The sequence below is a fragment of the Marinomonas sp. THO17 genome, from assembly GCF_040436405.1.
In the GTDB taxonomy this organism is placed as follows: Bacteria; Pseudomonadota; Gammaproteobacteria; order Pseudomonadales; family Marinomonadaceae; genus Marinomonas.
In genome coordinates this window covers 1,596,490-1,618,085 of record NZ_AP031575.1, presented here as the reverse complement: position 1 = coordinate 1,618,085, position 21,596 = coordinate 1,596,490, and the positions used below count along the sequence as shown (strand labels likewise).

The window sequence follows — 21,596 nt, the reverse complement described above, 5'->3', positions numbered from 1 at the left end:
CTGCTTTTTCTGGCATAAATAGCACAGGTTAAAAAATACACTAAGGTAAACCTTGTCGATTTTAGTAGTTGACAGCAATTTCCAGTCCATTAGTATTGCTCCAAATATTTTATGTCTGAGGGAATTATGTCTGTTAATAACACAGGGTCACTAACTAACACCACTTCCACTTTATCTAGTGAGCCTCGTCATGATTGGACTCATGCCGAGGTGAAAGCTTTATTTGATTTGCCTTTTATGGATTTGATGTTCCGTGCTCAGACTGTCCATAGAGAGAATTTTACTCCTAATGAAGTGCAAGTCAGTACCCTTTTGTCAATTAAGACGGGCGCTTGTCCAGAAGATTGTAAATATTGTCCTCAGAGCGGTCATTACAATACTGAGTTAGAGAAAGAAAAACTCATGGAAGTGCAAAAAGTGCTGGAAGAAGCTGCTTTAGCGAAGGAAAAAGGCGCTAGCCGTTTTTGTATGGGAGCGGCTTGGAAACACCCTTCCGAGAAAGATTTTCCTTATGTGTTGGAGATGATCAAAGGTGTTAAGTCTCTTGGTTTGGAGTCTTGTGTGACTTTGGGAACTCTGAACGATGATCAGGCGAAACGTTTGTCAGAAGTGGGTTTGGATTATTACAACCACAATCTAGATACTTCGGCTGAATTTTATGACAGCATCATCACCACTCGTAGTTATCAAGATAGATTAGACACATTATCTCGTGTGCGGGATTCTGGCATTAAGTTATGCTGTGGTGGCATTATGGGGATGGGGGAAGAGCAAAAAGATCGTGTTGGCTTATTGCGACAGTTATCTCAAATGCAGCCTCATCCTGAAAGTGTGCCCATTAATATGTTGGTGAAAGTAGAAGGCACACCCCTTGAAAATGTAGACGATTTAGATACCTTTGAATTCATTCGAACCATTGCTGTGGCACGTATTATTATGCCGAAGTCCCATGTGCGTTTGTCGGCAGGACGTCAGGGCATGAGTGAGCAAACGCAATCTCTATGTTTCATGGCCGGTGCTAACTCTATCTTCTATGGTGAAAAACTGCTTACTACAGGTAACCCAGAAGCGGATAAAGACATGGCGTTATTCGCAAAATTGGGCATCAATCCTGAAAAGCGTGAAGAGCACTCAGACGAAGAGATGGTAGAAGCCATTACTGCGCAAGCAGCTAAACAAGAAGACGCTAAGCTATTCTATGAAGCCAGTGTCTAATACGCCTGACTGGGTCTTGGCGGCTCTGGATGAGAGACGTCAAGGCAATTTAATGAGGCAAGTTGTTACACTAGACAGTCCTCAGGTTCCTCATACTCAGATTCAAGGGCAAGCCTACACTGCCTATTGTTCAAATGATTATCTTGGCTTGGCCAATCATCCCTACCTTATTAAAGCCATGCAATCTTGCGCCAGCGAATATGGCGTCGGTGGTGGAGCTTCTCATTTGGTGTCGGGTCATCTAGGGGTTCACCAGGCATTAGAAGAGGCGTTAGCGGATTGGCTTGGGTATCAAAGGGTTATGCTATTCAGTACAGGGTACATGGCGAACTTGGGCGTGATCTCGGCGTTAGCCAGCAAACAAAGACCTGTGGTACAGGATAAATTGAATCATGCGTCGTTAATTGATGGCGCACAATTGGCGCAGGCGCCACTGCGTCGATATTTGCATGCTGATGCAGCCAGTGCCGAGCAGCGTATGCGTAAAGAGCTGCAATCAGGTTTACTAGTGACTGATGGCGTATTTAGCATGGATGGGGACATTGCGCCATTGGATAAGCTGTCATCTTTGGCTGAGCAGTTAGATTGGACTTTGATGGTAGATGATGCTCATGGATTAGGCTGTTTGGGAGCGCAAGGACGAGGTAGTTTAGCGCTGTATAATTTGGGCATGCAGCAAGTGCCAATATTAGTTGGGACATTTGGTAAGGCATTTGGTACAGCAGGGGCTTTTGTGGCCACAAATAATGATTTTGCTGACTATTTAACTCAGTTCGCGCGCCCATATATTTATACCACTTCTATGTCTCCTGCCACTGCTGGTGCAAGTTTGGCAGCTCTTGAGTTGATTTGCTCAGATGAAGGCCAACAAAGAAGAGAAGTGTTAGCAGAGCATATTGTTTATTTTCGTCAGCGTATGTCAGATTTGCCAGTCGATTTGATGCCTTCTAAGACAGGGATTCAGCCCATAGTGATAGGTGACAGTGCGACTGCTTTAGCGGTAAGCGAGCAGCTTAAAGCATCCGCTATTTGGTGTACGGCGATTCGCCCACCTACGGTTCCAAAGGGCAAAGCGAGATTGAGAATTACCCTGAGCGCTGGACACTCCAAGCAAGATTTAGTGTTATTATGTGATGCACTTGAGCGAGTATTAACGGCTAAATAATTGAGGGACAAGATGCGCACACCTATTGAAACCCAAGCTTTTGGTGACGAGTCTAAACAAGCCATATTTATGGTGTCTGGATGGGCCATGCCGAAAGAAGTTATGGCGGATTTTGCGAAAAGTTTGAGTGGCCATTTTTACGTCGTTGTAGCGAACTTGCCGGGTATTTCATTGGACGAGCAATGGATTTCAAAAACACGTATTGGTCCAAATTACGACATTGACGCCTTATCAGAGCAACTTATCGCAGTGGCACCAAATAGTGCGTGGTGGTTGGGTTGGTCACTTGGAGGCATGATAGCGACTTATGTGGCGGCTCGTCGATCCAGCTGTGTTGAAGGTTTGATTACCTTCTCAAGTGCGCCAAGCTTTGTAGAGCGAGACGGTTGGGGTCATGCCATGTCTCTTGCGGATTTTGATGCCTTTGCCAATCTTATCGCTGAGCAGCCTGAACAAGGTCTAAAACGCTTTGTGACATTGCAATCCAAGGGAGCAAAGAACGAGAGAGCATTGGTGAAGCAACTACAAGCTTTGTTGCCAATGAATAATCTTAATAAAGCTGCGTTGGTAGGTGGTTTGCGTTTGTTGAAAACCTTGGATGTGCGTCGCGAATTGTTTTTATTGGATGTACCGAATTTGCATCTATTCGGTGGACGGGACGCCTTAGTATCAGCTCACTGTTTGCAGCAGCTTGAGGTGAATCCTTTACAGCAGAGTTTAGTCTTGCCGGAATGTGCTCATCAGGCGTTTTTAGAAGATGAAGCCACATGTGTGCAAATGGTTGAAAATTTTATCAATGCTAATAACCCCTGATATGACTTCTGCGGCGGCTTTTAAAAAGCAGCTCGCAAAACGCTTTGATCGTGCTGCTGTGGGGTACGATCGTTATGCTCAATTCCAGTTAGAAGTAATGCATAGATTACTTGCTATGCTTCCAAATCAGAATTTTGATCGGATAGTTGATCTAGGCTCAGGTACGGGAGCGGCTTTGCCATTATTGGTAACACAGCATAGTTTTTCTCATTGTTTGGCGTTGGACTTGTCAAGTAGCATGCTATTGCAAGCTCGCCAGCGTGTGCAGCAAGATTGTCCTGATCTTGCTCATAAAATCCATTATTTGTGTGCTGATGCAGAGTCTTTGCCCTTTGCCAAAGCTAGCTTGTCATTGGTCTTTTCTAATTTGGCTGTGCAATGGTGTTTGCAACCAAATGCGCTTTTTCAGGCTTTATATAAAGCCAGCCAACAGCATGGTTATTTTGTTTTTACCACACTCTTGTCAGATTCTATGCCTGAAATTGATTTGGCCTGGCAAGGTGTTGATGAAACAAATCATGTGCATCAATACGTCCCTCGGCAAGTCCTTCAAGATTATCTAGAGCAAGAGGGTTGGCATCTAGAGTCCCTTTGTCACGACACAGTGCGTATGTGGTTTGATAGTCCTGAGCAAGCTGTAGCCTCATTGCGTAAGGTCGGTGCCAGTATGGTCGGGGCAGAGCAAAGTGTCATGTCACCTTCTACTTGGAAGCGTTTTTTACAGGCTTATGAAAAGCAACGTCAGCCAGAAGGTATTCCGCTTAGTTATCAAGTGGCTTTTGTGGTGGCGCAAAAGCGAGCGAATTGAATAAAGAGGTTAGTGTGAAAAAACGTTTTTTTGTGACGGGAACCGACACGGACGCAGGTAAAACTTATTTTACCGTTGGTTTATTGTTAGCAGCCAAGCGAGCAGGTTTAAAGGCTATGGGGTTAAAGCCTGTGGCGGCAGGAGCGGAAATGATAGAGGGCGCATGGCGTAATCAAGATGCTCATCAAATTATGCAAGCAAACAGTGTGCAGTTGGCCTATGAACAAGTGAACCCTGTTTTGTTGGAGGCGGCTATTGCCCCTCATATTGCAGCACAACAAGAACAAAGATTGGTCACTGCTGCGCGTTTAGAGGGTTTTATAAAAGGTGCTTTGTTGTTACCACATGAACTGGCTTTAGTAGAAGGTGCTGGTGGCTGGCGAGTACCACTAAATGATAGAGAAATGCTGTCTGATGTCGCTCGATCACTCGGTTATCCTGTTGTCCTTGTAGTGAATATGAAGTTAGGTTGTATTAATCATGCCGTTTTAACGGCAGAGTCCATTATCCGTGATGGTTTGAATTTAGCAGGTTGGGTCGCTAACAGCGCTGATTCTCAAATGCCTTGCTACGAAGAAAATCTGCAAACTTTAAAGAGCATCTTGCCTGCACCATTAATGGGGGAGTTGTCATATGCTCAAAGTGTTGAAGTTGTTGAGCAAGAGTTTGATAACTTACTCTCAAATTTATAATTTTTTCTTAATGCTTGAAAGTCTTGGATAAAAGCGCATTAATACGAGATATAAATGCACGATAATAAGGTGATAATTGGGGTGCTAAGGTGAAGGCTTGGTTATGTGGTTTAAATAACGACGAAATATCCAGTGTTTCCAGTATATTAACTTTTATTGGTATTGAGCACAGCACGTCTCTAACGGCGTTTGATTTGCCGGATTTTGCGGTACTTGGTCGTCAAGTTGAATCATTTGAATTAGACGAAATGATTCCAGTCATTTCGTTGCGAGAGGATACATTGGTTACCGAAGTTGAAAATGTTTGGTTTTGCCCTTTGCCCTGGCGTTCCCAAGCTTTTTCTTCCATTCTAAAAGAAATTAAACAATTGCATACCTTTCCTCAGGCTTCAGGGGTGAATTTGAACTTGCATGTCCGTCATTTGGAAGCGCTTCTGATTCGTCAGGCTTTAGTCTCTACCCAAGGGGTGGTATCAAAAGCGGCGCAAAATTTGCAGATACAGCGTACTACCTTGATTGAAAAAATGCGTCGTTACAATATTGATAAGTCGGAGTTTTAGTGACTAAAGATGAAGAAATAGCGGAATTAAAAGCCGCTTTTAAGGCTTTCTCTGAATCTTCCGATGTGTTGACAAAATCTTATCTTGATTTGCAGCAAGAAGTGGCGCGTTTGCATCAGCAGTTAGAGCAAGTGGAGCAGGATAAGCGACAGGAACAAGATAAAAACCGTGTGCTGGTGTTGCAGTTTCAGCAATTGTTTGAATCCATGCCAGTTGGGGTGTTGCTGCTAAACGAGGAAGGCCTGATTGTGATGGCAAATCCGGTAGCAGAAAAACTTTTTAACTTGCCTCTTATTGGACAGTCTTGGGGAGAAGTGGTACCACTTAGCTTCCGACCTCAAGAAGACGATGGTCATGATGTGACTATGGTGACTGGTCGAAGAGTGCGTGTGGAAACGGCCTCTTTGGGAAATGTGCCGGGTCAATTGGTGATCTTGGTGGATTTAACGCAAGCCTACTTGTTGCAAAAGAAGCTTAATCATCATGAGCGACTGTCCAATATGGGAAAAATGGTAGCCGCTTTAGCACATCAAATACGAACACCATTATCCTCGGCTTCTTTGTATGCTGGGCATTTACAAAAAGCGGATTTGGCGCCAGTAATGCGTCAAAATTTTGCCAATAAACTGGTGGATAGATTAGCTAATATCGAAAAGCAAATTCGTGATATGCTGATTTTTTCACGTAGTGAAATTAAATTGGATGAAACCTTATCTATTAATGAGTTTATTGATGAATTGATAAGCCAATGTGAAGAAGTATGCGAACAAAAAAATGCGACTTTGGAAGCTTCAGGAAGTGATTTTACTTCGAATCAGGTGATTCAATGTAATAAGGAAACGCTGATTGGTGCGCTGTTAAATTTGCTTAATAACGCCATAGATTCACAAGCGCAAGCGTGTGTCGTTAAGTTGGCTTGGCGAGAAGCAAATGCAGGCGTTCAATTCGTATTTAAAGACCGTGGTGTGGGCATGTCAAAACAGCATTTAGAGCATGTTCAAGAAGGTTTTGTGACAACCAAACAGCATGGCACTGGGTTGGGGTTGATGGTGGTTAAGGCCATTGCTCGTGCTCATCATGGACAGTTTGAAATTGATAGTATAGAAGGGGCTGGGACAACGGCCAGTTTAACCATTCCTCTTATAAGGGTATAGCATGTCGGATGTGAAGTTATTAATCGTCGAAGATGACAAGGGATTGGCAGAAGCGCTGGAAGACACGCTCATGCTGGCAAGTTACCAATGCAAAATGGTGTCCAGTGCTGAAGAAGCCGTGTTGGCGCTGAAGCATGGGCAATTTGATATGGTGGTGTCAGATGTCAATCTGCCCGGCATGGATGGTTATGGTTTATTGCATCACGTGGTTGATACGTATCCAGAATTACCGATTATGTTAATGACGGCCTATGGTGACATTGCTCATGCGGTAGAAGCCATGCGTGACGGTGCAGTGGATTATCTTCTTAAGCCGTTTCAGGAAGAGGAACTTTTGAATGCTATTGCCAAATATACGGTTAAGCAAACCTCTTTATCCTCGAGTCAGCCGATTGCTAAAGATTCGGCCAGTTTAGCTTTATTGGATTTGGCTAAGCGGGTGGCTGTGACAGACTCAACGGTACTGGTGTGTGGTGAAAGTGGTACAGGTAAAGAAGTGCTTGCCCATTACATTCACAACCAATCGTCGCGTCGTAATGCCCCTTTTGTGGCCATCAATTGTGCCGCTATTCCTGAAAATATGTTGGAAGCCATTTTATTTGGTTATGAAAAAGGTGCTTATACCGGTGCAGTTTCTTCGCAAGCAGGTAAATTTGAACAAGCTAATGGCGGTACCTTGCTATTAGATGAAATTACGGAAATGGATGTGGGCTTGCAGGCTAAGTTGTTACGAGTGCTGCAAGAGCAAGAAGTGGAACGTCTTGGCGGTAAAAAATCGATTCCGCTGGATGTGAGGATCATAGCGACCACCAACCGAGATCTTGCAGAGTACGTAAAAGAAGGCGGTTTCCGCGAAGATTTGTATTATCGCCTGAATGTTTTTCCATTACGATGGTTGCCAATTAGAGAACGTAAAGGGGATATCTTACCCATTGCCGAGCATTTGTTGCACAAACATGCTGGCAAGATGCGCATAACAGGGGCTTTGTTGAAACCTTCAGCCCAAAGTAAGTTAGAAGCGCACCCTTGGCCTGGTAATGTTCGTGAGCTAGATAATGTTATTCAGCGTGCCTTGATATTAAGTTCAAATGGTCAAATACACGACGAGCACATAGCTTTTGATATGATGGCTGGAGCACCAACAACCTCAGAAGAGGTGCATGAGGAAGAAGAAAGTGCGGCTTCCATACTGGGTAAAGGTGTTCAGCAGCATGAGTTTCGTATTATTGCCCAAGCATTAATTGATGCTAAGGGTAAACGTAAGGAAGTGGCGGACAAGTTGGGAATCAGTCCTCGAACCTTAAGATATAAGATAGCGAAAATGCGTGAAAGTGGTATCGACGTAGATTGATTTTTGTATCTTGTTTTAATTAGCTTTATGCTAAACTTTATATAACGTGATTTTTTAGGTGAAGAGCATGATTTCAGGTCGACCTGATATTAATCAAGTGTTATCCCAAATGAGGGATCTCCGCTCGCAAGTTCAAGCACCCGGTAGTGGGGTGGCAGAGGTTGCACAACCTGGTGGCAATGCGGATGCTGCTCAGGCTGTTGAACGAGCAGATTTTGCAGAAATGCTGAAGAATGCCGTTGATAATGTAAATTCTCTTCAACAAGAAGCATCGCAACTCGCTCAATCTTATGAACGCGGTGATGAAGGTGTTGATTTACCACAAGTGATGATTGGCCTACAAAAATCAAGTGTGTCTTTTGAGGCGATGACTCAAGTACGAAATAAGCTTGTTGATGCGTATGAAAAAATCATGAATATGCCGATTTAGGCTAGATAAACCGCTTGGCGCTTTTTAATGGATAATGTCCCTGCAGAACAATCGGAGCGTAAGCTCTATTTAGAATTAGTCACTGGATTCAATAAGTTAACAGTGATTCGACAGCTGGCCTTAATGGTCGGCTTAGCTGCCTCTATCGCAATTGGTTTGGCTGCTGTGTTATGGACTAATGGCCCAGACTATAAACCTGTCTTAAGTAGTATTACGGATTACAACGCGGATCAAATAGTTGAAATTCTTAGTGTTAACAACATTCCTTTTAAACTTGATGAAAATACCGGCGCGTTATTAGTTGAAGGAGATTATTATCATCAAGCGCGTTTAAAATTGGCTGGCTCTGGCATTGTTTCTGATAACATTGTTGGTTTGGAAATTATGGACCAAGATCAAGGTCTAGGAACCTCTCAGTTTGTTGAGACGACACGTTATCGTCGTGGTTTGGAAGGCGAGTTGAGTCGAACTATCTCAAGTTTGCAAAGTATTAAAACGGCTCGGGTTCATCTTGCTATCCCTAAAGAGTCGGTGTTTGTTCGTGATACTCGAAAACCCTCCGCTTCTGTATTTCTAGAGCTTTATCCGGGGCGTCGCTTAGATCGAAGTCAGGTGGATGCCATTGTTAATTTGGTTGCATCTAGTATCTCTCAATTGAGTGATAAAGATGTTACTGTGGTGGATCAGCGAGGTACCTTGCTTACCGAGAAGGATTCTGATTCAGAATTGTCCGTGGCAGGTAAGCAGTTCGATTATACTCGCAAAGTAGAAGATGTGTTGTTGCAGCGAGTTAATAACATTCTTGGTCCGGTTGTGGGACAAGGCCGTTTCAAAGCAGAGGTGTCAGCAGATGTGGACTTTACCGCCATCGAGAAGACTGACGAGCAATATAACCCCGATTTATTGGCCCTGCGAAGTGAGCAAACCCTTAGAGAGAATCGTAGTGCTGGCGTTTCAGCTAGTGGTATTCCTGGCGCATTAACTAATCAACCGCCAGGTGCTGTCACTGCGCCGGAAGCGGTTGACGAGAATGGTGCACCCATTGGTGGTAATGGAACAGGAACAAACGGTCAGTCTCGAGAAGAAACCACACGTAATTTTGAATTAGATCGCAGCATCAGTTATACCAAACGTCAGCAAGGTACTATTCGACGATTGTCGGTTGCTGTGGTGGTAGATGATCTGGCCAGTCTAGATACCGATACTTCTACCGTTGTGAGAACACCTTGGAGTGACGATGAATTAGGCCGTCTGACACTATTGGTGCGTGATGCCGTGGGTTATGATCCTGCTCGTGGTGATAGTGTGAGTGTGATTAATTCTCCTTTTGCTTTGCCAGATCCTGAAGAGCCAATTGTTGAGCCACCTTTTTATAAGCAGCCTTGGTTCTTGAATTTATTGCAACCAACCTTAGTGGGCTTGTTCGTGCTCATTTTGTTGCTCATCGTGGTGCGTCCGATTTTGAAAACCCTCAGTGAGCAAAATAAGATTGCGGTTGCGGAGGATACCGAAGCCGCTATATTCTCTGATGAAACGGATGAAATTTCAGATGATCAGGTGTCTTTGGTCAGTGCAGAAGACATATTAGTACCAGGTTCACCTGAAAAAATTGATCGTCAACTTAATGCGATACGTGGCTTGATTGCCGAAGAGCCAGAGCGTGTTGCGCAAGTGGTTAAACAGTGGGTAATGGAAAACTAAATGAGTGATACAGGCCAAGGTGCAGATCTAACATCGGTTCAAAAAGCTGCAGTGCTATTAATGTCACTGGGTGAGTCTGATGCTGCACAAATCCTAAAGCACATGGGGCCTAAAGAGGTTCAGAAAATTGGCCAGACTATGGCGCAATTGAGTAATGTGCAACGTCACCAAGTAGAAAAAGTCTTGGACGATTTCTTAGTGTTGGTGGGTGATCAAACTGGTCTAGGACTTGGTGCTGATGGTTATATTCGTAATATGTTGCGAGAGGCTTTAGGCGAAGAAAAAGCCGGAAGCTTGATTGATCGAATCCTGTTAGGTGGTAACACCACGGGTCTAGATACTCTCAAGTGGATGGAGTCACGTGCCGTCGCTGACGTTATTCGTTATGAACACCCACAGATTCAGGCTATTGTTATTTCTTATCTTGATCCTGACCAAGCTGCCGACATCTTGGCAAATTTTGATGAACGTGTGCGTTTGGATATTGTGTTGCGAGTGGCGGCATTGGAAACGGTACAGCCTGCTGCTTTACAAGAGTTAAACAACATACTCGAACGTCAATTCTCCGGTAATAACTCGACGCAATCGACTACCATTGGCGGTGTGCGTACTGCTGCGAACATCATGAACTTTATTGACAGTTCGGTGGAGACCGAATTGATGGAATCCATTCGTGACGTGGATGAAGATTTGGCAAACACTATTCAAGATCTAATGTTTGTGTTTGATAACTTACTAGACGTGGATGATCGAGGCATTCAAGTTATCTTGCGTGAGGTGGAATCTGAAACTCTGATTCTGGCATTGAAAGGGGCAGACCCAGACATGCAGGAGAAAATTTTCAAAAACATGTCTTCCCGTGCTGCTGACATGTTGAAAGACGATTTGGAAGCAAAAGGTCCTGTTCGTGTAAGTGAAGTTGAAGTTGCACAGAAAGAAATTCTGGCAGTTGCTAGGCGCCTCGCTGATAACGGAGAAATCGTTCTCGGTGGTGGTGGCGAGCAGATGGTTTAGTTAGCCTATGTCTGATAAGGATAATGAAAAGCCTGAAGATCGTAAGCTAACGGCTTATGAACGATGGGAATTGCCTCATCTTGAAAACCCCAATCCGATAGAGTCCAGCGGTCCAGCGATTCTGGTGCAAAGACATACCGTTGTGACGTCAGAAGAAGTGGATCAGGACGCTCTTGTATACGAGCCGCTAACCGCTTCTCAGTTAGAAGAAATCCGATCCGCCGCTTACGACGAGGGCTTTATTCAAGGAGAAGAGGAAGGTCATAAAAAAGGTTACGAAGGCGGCTTTTCTAAAGGTGAAGTAGACGGTTTTGAAAAAGGGCAAGCTGAAGGTATAGCGGCAGGCATAGAAGAAGGCCGTGAGCAAGCCCGTGAACTTGCTAAAGCTCAGCTTGAGCAGGTTGAAGCTTTATTGGCGGATGTCGTCGCAGAGATTTCTCAGCCACTAGAAAGCAGCCGACACGCTGCTGAGCAACTCATTTATCAAGCTATGATTCGCATGGTAGAAAATGTTTGTTTGCATAAAATGCAGCAAGATGGGCAGGTTATCCTAACAGAACAGCTTACTCGAGTGTTTGATGAAATAGGTGAATTTGAAGGACGTATTCGTATACGTCTTAACCCTGATGATATTTCGGTCTTAGAAGCGTTAGGTATCCAAGAACGTCTAGCATTGAAAATTGAAGAAGACCCTTCTATGGTGAGTGGTGGTTTTGTGCTGGACTCAAAGTCCTTCCATATTGATGGCCGTGTTGAACAACGTTTAGCCGCCGTTTATGAAGAATTACGTCATTTGACAAGCTCACATGATCAGGACGCAAACTAGTGGCCAGCCTTGAAGAAAGATTAGCCAAACTCTCCAATGCTTTTTCCAGCTCTTATTCTCCTCAACTGGAAGGCAAGGTGACGCGCATGGTTGGGCTGACTATGGAAGCGGTAGGTTGTGTCGTGGCCTTAGGGGACCGTTGCGCTGTACAAGTTGGTAAAGAGCGATGGGTAGAGTCAGAAGTGGTCGGCTTTACGGGGGATCTGACTTATCTGATGCCAACCGAGGCAATTGAGGGAATTTCCCCTGGTGCACGTGTGAAGCCATTACTTGATGAAAGTAAAATGCCCGTAGGTGATGAATTATTGGGGCGAGTGGTCAATGGACTGGGGAAGCCTTTGGATGGCAAAGGTCCAATTAGTGCAGAAGATTCAGTGAGTTTGCACGGTGGCATCATCAATCCATTACAACGTAAGCCCATTACCGATACATTGGATGTTGGTATTAAGGCAATCAATAGCCTTTTGACGGTTGGAAAAGGCCAGCGTCTGGGGTTGTTTGCAGGTAGTGGTGTGGGTAAAAGCATGTTACTGGGTATGATGACGCGTTTTACCGAAGCGGATATTACTATTGTCGCGCTCATTGGTGAGCGGGGTCGAGAGGTAAAGGAATTTATTGAGCAGATTCTGGGTGAAGACGGTTTAGCTCGTTCAGTGGTCGTGGCCTCTCCCGCTGATGATTCTGCATTAATGCGACTGCGTGCTGCGATGCTAGCTACTCGTATTGCTGAATATTATCGAGACCAAGGTAAGAATGTTCTTTTGTTAATGGATTCTCTTACTCGTTATGCACAAGCCCAGCGTGAAATTGCATTGTCGGTTGGCGAACCACCGGCGACCAAAGGTTATCCGCCTTCCGTATTTTCGAAACTCCCTCAACTTGTTGAAAGAGCGGGAAATGGGCAGAATGGTAATGGCTCTGTTACTGCCTTCTACACGGTTCTGACAGAAGGTGACGATCAGCAAGACCCTATAGCGGATGCGTCTCGAGCCATACTTGATGGGCATATAGTATTATCTCGGCGTCTTGCTGAGGAAGGTCATTATCCAGCCATAGATATAGAAGCTTCTATTTCTCGCGCTATGCCACAAATTGTTAGTGAAGATCATTTATATGGCGCAATGCGTGTAAAACAGCTTTATTCAAAATTTCAGCAAAATCAGGATTTAATCTCTGTCGGTGCTTATGCGCAGGGCAGTGATCCTGATCTTGATCAGGCAATTGTTCAAATGCCTGAAATTCGTAATTTTCTGCAGCAGCCTCTCGGTGAAAGCTTTTCAATAGATCAAAGTTTGGAAGCTTTAGTGACTGCAATGACCAAAGGGCAGTAGACGCCAGTCACTAAATACGTCTACTATTTATTAACGGAATAAATAGGTTGCTCATGAAAAAATCACGTCGTTTGCAAATACTTGTGGATCTTGCCCAGCGTAAAGAGGATGTTGTTGCTCAACAGTTGGCGCGTGATAAGGCAAAAGTTCAGCAAGACATTCAGAAGCTGGAAGAGTTAAAAGAGTATGCTCAACAATATGAGTCAGAACGAAACCTGCTTGGCTTGAGCCCTTATCTTACGACCAATTATCAGCACTTTGTTGATCGTGTGCAACAGGCTATTGCACAACAAGAGGCAGCCATAGAAAGAGCAGAGCAGCAAGCTGATATGAGTATGCGACGTTGGTTACAAGCACGTTCAAAAACACAAAGTATGGATGTTTTGAAAGACAAAAACTTAAAAGCAGAACAAGCTTTTCAAGATAGACAGGAGCAGCGTGAAACGGATGAATTTGCCATGCGTCGTTTTTTGGACATGAGTCGCTAATAGCGTCTTCAAGAATGGAGTTAAAACAAGTGGGACGGGGGAATTCAGTTGCGGAACTAAATATTTCAGATGTTAGTTTGCTTATGGCTGAAATAGAGGCTGCTGTTGTGTCTTATACCATGCAACCTCGCTCATCTTTGGAACGCTCTCGTTCTTTACTGGGAAGACTTGAAGAAGAATGCCAGTTTGCTTTTTCTAGTACTTCTTTGTTTCATTCCCAACTTATCTTAATTCAAAATACCATTGATCAATTGCTTGGATTAGATTGTCCTTTTCATACCGATTGGCAAACCTTGTTTTTGCCTTGTCTGGATGCCATTTTTCAAAATGTCATGGCGGTTCAGTTAGGTCCAGAGTATCAGCAGCTTCATGTGCGTTCCTTATTGCCTCATAACTCTTATTGGCAAAGCCTAATAGATTTTCAAGCAAGGTTGTCGGACCCTGCAGATCGGTTTCAGTATGTTGCTGAGTTAACGGGTGAGAAAAGTTTTGATATAGAAGGTTTATTGCAACGATTAGTTGAGTTTGGGTCAGTGTCGTTTGAGGTAAGTGGTACTGTTAATGGGTGTTTTGTTGGGCGTTTTTCTTTCGAGACCAGTGTGCCTTTAAGTTGGTTGGATCGCTTTTTTTCTGAGCTTGAATGGGTGGAAAACAAAGCCGAGCAGACAGATAAGCAGACTGCCATATCAGACTTTCAAGTATCTGAAAACTTAACGAAAACAGTATCAACAAACGACCTTGTTGGACAAACGGCCTTATTAGAGCATCTTGCATTGTCATTTCCTGCCTTGCTCTCAGTTTTCCAATCAAATAACTTGTCTCGTCACTGGAGAGATAGCTTTTTAACACAATACACTCAACATGTTCAGCAACAGATTTATACTACTTTTGCTGATGTTGTTGGTAACATGGCTCAAGTGGATCCAGCGTTTTCGCAATTTCCAGTTCCTAGGGTGAATCTGTCTTCATGGTCTGTTGAACAGGAGTCAATGCTATTTCCTACGCGTTGGCAAGGAAGTTTTTATGCGCTGGCGCATAATGTTTCAGCGTCAGACACTAGTGCGGTTGTGGAAAGTGATGCTGTTACGGCCACGAAGACGATAACTCAGAGTGTCTACCTAGGCCGGGATATACTACCAAGTGTTTTATATCAGATAGATTACCTTTCTCAACAACTTCATTTTCACTGCTCAGAAGCAAGACCTTATTGTATAGAGGCTGATCAGATTTCTTTCACAAACCAGCAAGCTTTTTGTTGCTTAGAGGATGAGAGGCGAGTCCCTTTGGTGACTTCCCTTGAAGTCTATTCTATTGATCAAGCTGCTTGTAAGTTATTTCCTAATCACGGGAAGATTGACGTATTGGTAGTGACTCAATTGGGTCAACCTTTTGCTATTCCTTATGATATGTTGAGGTGTGTAGAAGCGGTGGCATTAGATTGTCATTGTGTTGGTCCGCAAGTAAGAAATATTTGGTTGGATAAGAAAGGTGAAATGTTATTGGAGCCCAGTTTGGCTAATGCCAGTATTATGCCGCCTTTAGAGCGAGGGTTAAGGGCTGAAATGGTTCCTCGCTTAGGTAAGAAGGGGTATTATTTTGGGTTATGTAATGGTTTGCCCTTAGCGATTGAAGCAGATTTGGTAGAGGATATTACGCCTTACAAATTACCGCAATGTTTTAATCTTTATACAGAATTTGGGCTGCAAAGTCGGTATTTTATGCCAAGCTTAGAAAGTTGCGTCGAATATGTCGAATTGAATAAAGGGGCATCAGGGTTTAGTGAAACAAGCTCAACTGGGTGTTTTTCTGTTATCCTTGAGGCTGATGGCAAATCCGTTGTTTTGCCATTCGTTTCGGTTGATTGGTATGAATCATATCAATCAATTGAATCACTTGAACTAGGGAGTGGTAGCGAGCTTAGTAACGACCTAGAACATGAAGATCTCGTTGTACTAGATAAGAAAAAATATTTGTCTTTTATCACTGACTATTTTGCGTCAGTGTTAGCTTGTAAGTGATTATTTACTATGAATAAATTGCATTCACCTTTTGGTGCTCCGCGAAAAGAGTTAATTAACGGTTTGCAGAAAACAGTCGTTATTTTGTTGTTTTTTCTGTTATTGGCGTTTGCTGGTCTTTATTACCTAGTAAACAGCAAATTACTACAACAAAACTCGCAGCAAGAAAAATTGTCTGAGTTGCAGACGCTGGTTCATAGTGCAGAAGAAAACTGGCTGGAATGGCTTCTTATTGATAATTTAAATAGTATTCAACCTGGATTACAAACTAATTCAGCCAGTTATTATCAACAATTACTCATTAGTGAGTATCAATTAATTGTAGATAGATTGGATGCTTTCCCTGAAGTTCAAGATACCGATTTATCTGGCGCAATTAATTTACTCAATGTCTTTTTTAATCGTGAAATAGATACTTACCCTTTGTCTGCTCAAGAAAGAGTGCAGGCTTATCTAGAGTTTGAACAACTTGAGGTGCTGGATGAACAGCTATTGCAACTTGGTGTGGCATTAGATTATCAACGTCAGCTTTTCGTCGGGCGAATGGTATGGGCACCTGTGGCATTGTTTATTGCTGTTGCTTTCATCGTTATTCTGTTGGCATCGCGCTTTAGTCGTCAATTAACCACTGGTTTTGCGACCATACATCATGTGATTGATCACAGAAAGCATGGTCATGCATCTGTGCTTCCAGATCGTAAGATGGTCGATGAATTAACGGATTTAAGTCACTTAATCGATCATGAATTATCATCTCGAGATATGGATATTCGACATCAGTTGGGGCGTTTAACCTTGATTGACTCTGCTTTGTCGGCAGTTGAACTACCATTTTTTGTGGTAAATGAAGAGAGAGACATCATTTGGCTTACTCGAGGCGCCGACATTTTGTGGCAGAGAAATACCGCTACTTTTGAATCTCTGTTTGGTATCGATCCAGGTTTAGATTCGCCCATAGGTGAGCAGGTCGCAGAGACCATCTTATTAAGTGAGGGCGAGTTGAAGCTGGTCTTAGCTGATGGGGTTTATGCTTTAACAGTGGAGCGCTTTACCGCAGATGAAGATGAATCGAGTATGCGCTATTTGATTTTGATTCAGCATAAATCGGAAAGTGCTGAATTTGATGTTTTGTATAACAGTTTAAAATTGCTCTCTAAAGATGTCTGGGATGCGCCCATTCGTATGGTAAGAGAGGCGTCTCCTTATGCGTCTTTTGCGGTTGCATTAGAAGCAATAAGGGTCAGAGTACAGGAGGTTCTGAGCGCAAGTAATAGTTTCGCGATACATACAGATAATGTTGAAAAGATTACCAAACTACAACAAATAGCATCCCTATTTGACGTAAAAACAGACCACAATGTTTCTGAGACTCAGGAAACTTTGCCTGTTGTTTCTACCTCTTTGTCTGAATTAAGTGTACGAGATGTAAGGAATTTATCGGATCAAATTCAAGATTCCCTTCTATTAGGGTATGAGATGGTTGTTCAGCGTCTGTCTCTAGTGGAAAAAGATTTATCTTCAAATGCTTTGTTGCTTGAGAACGTCAGTCGATGTTTAAACGAAGTGAGAGCTGGGGTGTTGTCGAGCTTATCAGCTGCTGAAGGGCAAAATGATGCGGTTCGCCATCGTTTTGCAGTTGATCTAGACCATGATATTAATGAGGTCCAAGGTCAAATACAGGAAATGGCGAGTATGATAAGTACTACCTTATCCTTGTTGGAATCAGATCGTAGTGTTGGAAACGCTAGGTTAATGAGAGTGAGAGAAACAGTTGACTACATTGTAAAGCGAATTGAGTTGATAACAACAGAAGAATCATCTGGCGAGCAAGTAGAAAAGGATGGGGTGCCGACAGATGGAGATTTGTATGAAGAATGGGAGGAGTGGTAGTGCTTCCCATTGTTACTTGCGAGGTGTTCAGTGGTTGAAAGCTCTTTTAATGATAAAACAAAATGTCTAACGATTGTTATTAATGGACGTTTTGATTACAGCTGTCATAAGTCGTTTAAAGAAGCCTTTGTTTCAGTCAAGAAAGCGAGCGCCTACGAGATTGATTTTAGTAATGTCAGCTATTTAGACAGTTCGGCATTGGGTATGTTGTTATTGTTAAGAGATCATGCTGGTGGTGAAAAAGCGAGTGTTATTTTGAAGAAGCCTAATGGTGCAGTATTAGATATCTTGAAAATAGCAAATTTCCATAGGTTATTTGATATCCAAGAGTAGTGTCTATGGAACAGATTCTGAACATTTTGATTGCTGATGATAATCCTTCTGACCGAATTTTGTTGAAGGCCATCTTGAGTCAGTTTGGTCATAATGTAATTTCAGCGGAAGATGGTCAGGATGCAGTCGATAAATTTGATCCAAATACCATTCAATTAGTTTGTTTAGACGTTAAAATGCCGCGTAAAGATGGTTGGGAAGCGGCCCTTGAAATTCAGCGTGCGGCCGGTAATGTTTTTGTTCCCATTATTTTTTTATCCGGTGTTGCAGATCCAGTCGCTTTATCTAATTGTCTGCGAATTGGCGGTACCGATTTTATATCCAAGCCCTACAATCCTGCTCTTATTACTGCCAAGTTAAATGCCATTGTACGCTTGCTGGTAATGCAGAAAACACTCGAAGAACAGCGCGATGCCATGTCATTGTATAATGAGCAATTGGTACATGATCAAAATGTAGCTAAGGTAGTATATGAAAATATTACTCACTCAAATTGCTTGAAAGACCCTGCAATATCAACCGTTCACTATGGTACGCATACCTTTAATGGCGATGTTATTTTAGCTGCTTATAAGCCCAACGGTGGCATGCACATATTACTAGGTGATTTTACCGGGCACGGTTTGTCAGCAGCGATTGGTGCTTTACCACTGGCGGATATCTTTTTTGATTGGACCAAAAAAGGTTTCTTAATGCGGCAGATCATTCCAGAGATTAATACTAGATTAAAGACTATCTTACCTGCCAATATGTTTTGCAGTGCAGCCTTTGTCGATATAAAAGTGAACAACAAAAGTATCGAGATTTGGAATGGTGGTTTGCCAGATTTACTGTTTTTTTCTCAGCAATCTATGGCACCGCAGCGCTTTCCCTCTAAAAACCTTCCCTTGGGCATTTTGCATCCCGACGAATTTGAGTGTCAGATCGATCCTATTACCTTTATTCCAGGTGATCGTTTAGTAGTGTTTTCCGATGGTGTTTACGAAGCGCTAGATAAATCTGGAGTGATGTTTTGTCATTCGATATTGGATCCTTTTTATCAAGGTCAGGTTGAGGCGAATAAGGCCTTAGACTGGTTGGTAGAGCAGCTTACGGAGCAGGGGGTATTAGAAAACCCTCATGACGATATTTCTTGTTTGAGTGTGTGTCTTGACACCAATATAGGTATCGAATCGCCAGAACGAGATATGCCGATTAGTCATCATGAGGCACCAGCAGATTTTTCGTTTGAATACGTTTTGAATGCCGACTCCCTTCGTAATACTGACCCATTGCCTTATGTATTACAGATTATTACCACAGTGCCTGGTTTAAGCAGTTTTTCCAGTCAGATTTTTATGATCTTGTCAGAGCTTTATTCTAATGCTCTTGAGCATGGCGTGCTTAAGTTAAACTCAGACAAAAAGAGTTCCAGTGATGGCTTTTCCCAATATTACGAAGAACGTGAAAGGAGTTTGGCAAATCTTAAAGAAGGGTATGTCAAAATATCGGTGAAAGTCACCTCAGAAGGCAATAGTAGGGTGCTGGTCTTATATGTTGAAGACAGTGGTTCGGGTTTTGATTACCAACACATCAATTTTGATATGGCGAACAGTGAACTGCTTTACAATCGTGGCTTGGCTTTGTTGGATCAGCTTTGTCATAAACTGGAATTTTCTAAGGGAGGAAGTGCTGTTACTGCTTATTATCACTGGCAAGTTGGACAGGATTAATTTGTATCTACCTCGTCTGTAAGCTTGATTTTTACTAGACTTTCAGTGCATTTTTCTAGTTGGCCTCACTATTGCATACTCTTCTATATCTTAGGAGGACATTATGCGCACAGATTCTAACAGCTTATTATCGATTTCGGCTCCGTCGACAGCTAAAAAAGCCCCAATCAATCGCGTGCCAGAACGTAACGGAACGGCGTTTTCGGATGATTTTTCCCGTGCTAAAGAAGCTTTTTCGCCAAAAAAAGACTCTCATGACCAACCATCTAACATCAGCGAAGCCCGCACAAAGTCAGCATCTCATGATCAAAATACTGTGATGGAAGCCCGTCGATCTCGGAACGAAGGCCAACAGAAAGCCTCTTCTGAATTGGCTACTCAAAATGCCAAAAAAGATGGGCAGCAGACCTTATCTTCTTCCTCGAAGACGACTGATGATAGTAACAAGGTAGCAGTAAAAAATGATGAATCCTTTGGTTCGGATGGGGAGAATGGCGGCAAAAACTTGCAGTTAAGTGGCGAAGCTTCTCCAAAACAAACGACAGATGTAAATCAAGAAAAAGTTAAGCAAACCGTTATTGATGCCTCGCAAGTTGCCGGCGCAGTAAAACAAGCGGCCGTTGATTCGACTCAGTCTCAGTTATTGTCAACGGAAATTGAGCAAGCTAGTGTCAATGCATCTGGTGTAACGGCGAATGTTGTGCAAGGTCAGGCGAATAATGAATTACAGCTTGCTCAGCAAGCAGTGGATGTTGTGACAGGAGACAGTTCACTTCAATCAGTGTCACAGCACCGAGAAAATGTTGTTCAGGTTATGCTAGATGGACAACTAATAGGTAAGCCTTCAGCAGATTTATCCCTTACTGAAGAGCAATTAGAAAGTTTAAATGCCGATCAAATTGCTGCTTTGCAAGCACAATCAGCGTTATCACTGAAGATGGAGAAAGAAGGTGTCGCTAATACTGAATTGTCTCCTGAATTAATTGCATCCCTTAGTGGTGAAACTGGCTTAACAGAAGAACAAAAGGCTGCGCTTACGTTAGCTACTGTTCAAGCCACAACTCAAATAGATGAGATCCAACAGCAGGTTAAGCCTACAGCGGTTGCGGCTGCAGTTTCTGCTGGAATGGCTGTTTCTGCTGATAGCGCGGAAGCGGCGGTTGATGGTCAATTGTCATGGGTATTGGACCAAATGACCAGCTCGTCAAAGCAGACCAATCAAGATGGTTTGACGGCGGGGATGTTAGCCGATCAAGCGGCCAAAGATAACGCTAAGCAAGCACTTCTTGCTGGCGCTGGACTTGCTATGACGGCAAATAAACTGAATGGTGAACTCACTGGCTCTGCAGCGACAGAGATGTTAGATGGAGTGGATCTTGAAACGATCGATATGATGCCTAACGAGCCAATTGAATTGCGTAAAAAAGAGCACGAAGCCATGTTGAGTAAAATGGCTGGGCAAAACCCTCTTCCTGACGATGTCGCTATGTTTAATTCATCTCTTAATCAACAGCAGCTTGGGCGCGTGATGGGCGCGGCGGGTGTTGCCAGTCAATTAGCGACACCAAATCAGGCTGCTATGAATATGGCAATGAGTGTGCCGCCGGGTCACCCTAACTGGGCTGCTGAAATGGGTCAGAAAGTGGCATGGATTGCTCGCGAGGGTGGGCATACTGCTCATATTCGTTTGGATCCTCCAGAGCTTGGTAGCTTAACGGTTAAGGTGTCAGTAGATAATGATGCGAATACGCAAATTAACTTTGTCGCAGCTACGTCGCAGGCTCGAGATCTTTTAGAAGGTCAAATGGGACGTTTGCGTGACATGTTGGCACAACAAGGTATGGATTTGAGTCGTGCGGAAGTAGATGTATCACAGCAAGATGCCTCAGGAGCACAAAAAGATCCACGACAAGCGACACTTGTTGCTAGTAATGATGCGGCCTTAGATGAGCAGGGAGAGGAAGAAATGTCGACCGCTATGATGTCTTATGTATCACCTACAGGGGTGGATTATTATGCTTAATTGCCTTTGTCATTGAACATAGTAAAAGAAATTGATGGTGCTCTGCTTTATTCTTTGTAGAATATAGAGTTA

At 43.3% G+C, this 21,596-nt stretch carries 19 protein-coding genes; all 19 read left to right on the top strand.

Going from position 1 to position 21,596, the window contains the following annotated elements:
- Positions 1 to 126 precede the first annotated feature (126 nt).
- The 19 genes from bioB to ABXS85_RS07550 all read left to right on the top strand — a co-directional run bounded on the left by bioB (position 127) and on the right by ABXS85_RS07550 (position 21,524).
- Positions 127 to 1,215: a biotin synthase BioB gene (bioB, locus tag ABXS85_RS07640; RefSeq protein ID WP_353669446.1), complete on the top strand. Its 1,089-nt coding sequence runs from the start codon at positions 127 to 129 to the stop codon at positions 1,213 to 1,215.
- On the top strand, positions 1,199 to 2,380 hold the full coding sequence (bioF, locus tag ABXS85_RS07635) for an 8-amino-7-oxononanoate synthase (protein WP_353669445.1): 1,182 nt from the start codon (positions 1,199 to 1,201) through the stop codon (positions 2,378 to 2,380). Before bioB ends, bioF begins: the two co-directional genes overlap by 17 nt.
- Positions 2,381 to 2,392: 12 nt before the next feature.
- Positions 2,393 to 3,193, top strand: a complete 801-nt coding sequence (locus ABXS85_RS07630) for an alpha/beta fold hydrolase (RefSeq protein ID WP_353669444.1) — start codon at positions 2,393 to 2,395, stop codon at positions 3,191 to 3,193.
- Positions 3,177 to 4,001, top strand: a complete 825-nt coding sequence (bioC, locus tag ABXS85_RS07625) for a malonyl-ACP O-methyltransferase BioC (protein ID WP_353669443.1) — start codon at positions 3,177 to 3,179, stop codon at positions 3,999 to 4,001. The genes ABXS85_RS07630 and bioC overlap by 17 nt, the downstream gene beginning before the upstream one ends.
- 14 nt (positions 4,002 to 4,015) lie before the next feature.
- Positions 4,016 to 4,693, top strand: a complete 678-nt coding sequence (gene bioD, locus ABXS85_RS07620) for a dethiobiotin synthase (protein WP_353669442.1) — start codon at positions 4,016 to 4,018, stop codon at positions 4,691 to 4,693.
- Positions 4,694 to 4,782: 89 nt separating this feature from the next.
- Entirely contained in the window at positions 4,783 to 5,253 is a 471-nt protein-coding gene (locus tag ABXS85_RS07615; RefSeq protein WP_353669441.1) for a helix-turn-helix domain-containing protein, read from the top strand.
- Entirely contained in the window at positions 5,253 to 6,407 is a 1,155-nt protein-coding gene (locus ABXS85_RS07610) for an ATP-binding protein (RefSeq protein WP_353669440.1), read from the top strand. The genes ABXS85_RS07615 and ABXS85_RS07610 overlap by 1 nt, the downstream gene beginning before the upstream one ends.
- A gap of 1 nt (position 6,408) precedes the next feature.
- Positions 6,409 to 7,758, top strand: a complete 1,350-nt coding sequence (locus ABXS85_RS07605) for a sigma-54 dependent transcriptional regulator (RefSeq protein WP_353669439.1) — start codon at positions 6,409 to 6,411, stop codon at positions 7,756 to 7,758.
- Between the two features lie 67 nt (positions 7,759 to 7,825).
- On the top strand, positions 7,826 to 8,188 hold the full coding sequence (fliE, locus tag ABXS85_RS07600; RefSeq protein ID WP_353669438.1) for a flagellar hook-basal body complex protein FliE: 363 nt from the start codon (positions 7,826 to 7,828) through the stop codon (positions 8,186 to 8,188).
- Positions 8,189 to 8,215: 27 nt separating this feature from the next.
- Positions 8,216 to 9,889 carry a flagellar basal-body MS-ring/collar protein FliF gene (gene fliF / locus ABXS85_RS07595; protein WP_353669437.1) on the top strand — a complete coding sequence of 558 codons (1,674 nt, stop codon included), beginning with the start codon at positions 8,216 to 8,218 and terminating at the stop codon, positions 9,887 to 9,889.
- Positions 9,890 to 10,903 carry a flagellar motor switch protein FliG gene (gene fliG / locus ABXS85_RS07590; protein ID WP_353669436.1) on the top strand — a complete coding sequence of 338 codons (1,014 nt, stop codon included), beginning with the start codon at positions 9,890 to 9,892 and terminating at the stop codon, positions 10,901 to 10,903. It begins immediately after the preceding gene.
- A 7-nt stretch (positions 10,904 to 10,910) separates the two neighbouring features.
- Positions 10,911 to 11,729 (top strand): FliH/SctL family protein, encoded by an 819-nt coding sequence (locus ABXS85_RS07585; protein WP_353669435.1) that lies wholly within the window; start codon positions 10,911 to 10,913, stop codon positions 11,727 to 11,729.
- Entirely contained in the window at positions 11,729 to 13,060 is a 1,332-nt protein-coding gene (gene fliI / locus ABXS85_RS07580) for a flagellar protein export ATPase FliI (RefSeq protein ID WP_353669434.1), read from the top strand. The genes ABXS85_RS07585 and fliI overlap by 1 nt, the downstream gene beginning before the upstream one ends.
- Positions 13,061 to 13,113: 53 nt before the next feature.
- Positions 13,114 to 13,548, top strand: a complete 435-nt coding sequence (gene fliJ, locus ABXS85_RS07575; RefSeq protein WP_353669433.1) for a flagellar export protein FliJ — start codon at positions 13,114 to 13,116, stop codon at positions 13,546 to 13,548.
- A 14-nt stretch (positions 13,549 to 13,562) separates the two neighbouring features.
- Positions 13,563 to 15,566 (top strand): hypothetical protein, encoded by a 2,004-nt coding sequence (locus ABXS85_RS07570; protein WP_353669432.1) that lies wholly within the window; start codon positions 13,563 to 13,565, stop codon positions 15,564 to 15,566.
- A 9-nt stretch (positions 15,567 to 15,575) separates the two neighbouring features.
- On the top strand, positions 15,576 to 17,456 hold the full coding sequence (locus ABXS85_RS07565) for a hypothetical protein (protein WP_353669431.1): 1,881 nt from the start codon (positions 15,576 to 15,578) through the stop codon (positions 17,454 to 17,456).
- Positions 17,457 to 17,486: 30 nt separating this feature from the next.
- Positions 17,487 to 17,789 carry an STAS domain-containing protein gene (locus ABXS85_RS07560; protein WP_353669430.1) on the top strand — a complete coding sequence of 101 codons (303 nt, stop codon included), beginning with the start codon at positions 17,487 to 17,489 and terminating at the stop codon, positions 17,787 to 17,789.
- Between the two features lie 5 nt (positions 17,790 to 17,794).
- Positions 17,795 to 19,501 (top strand): SpoIIE family protein phosphatase, encoded by a 1,707-nt coding sequence (locus ABXS85_RS07555; protein WP_353669429.1) that lies wholly within the window; start codon positions 17,795 to 17,797, stop codon positions 19,499 to 19,501.
- 103 nt (positions 19,502 to 19,604) lie between these two features.
- Entirely contained in the window at positions 19,605 to 21,524 is a 1,920-nt protein-coding gene (locus ABXS85_RS07550; RefSeq protein WP_353669428.1) for a flagellar hook-length control protein FliK, read from the top strand.
- The last annotated feature ends 72 nt before the right edge of the window (positions 21,525 to 21,596 follow it).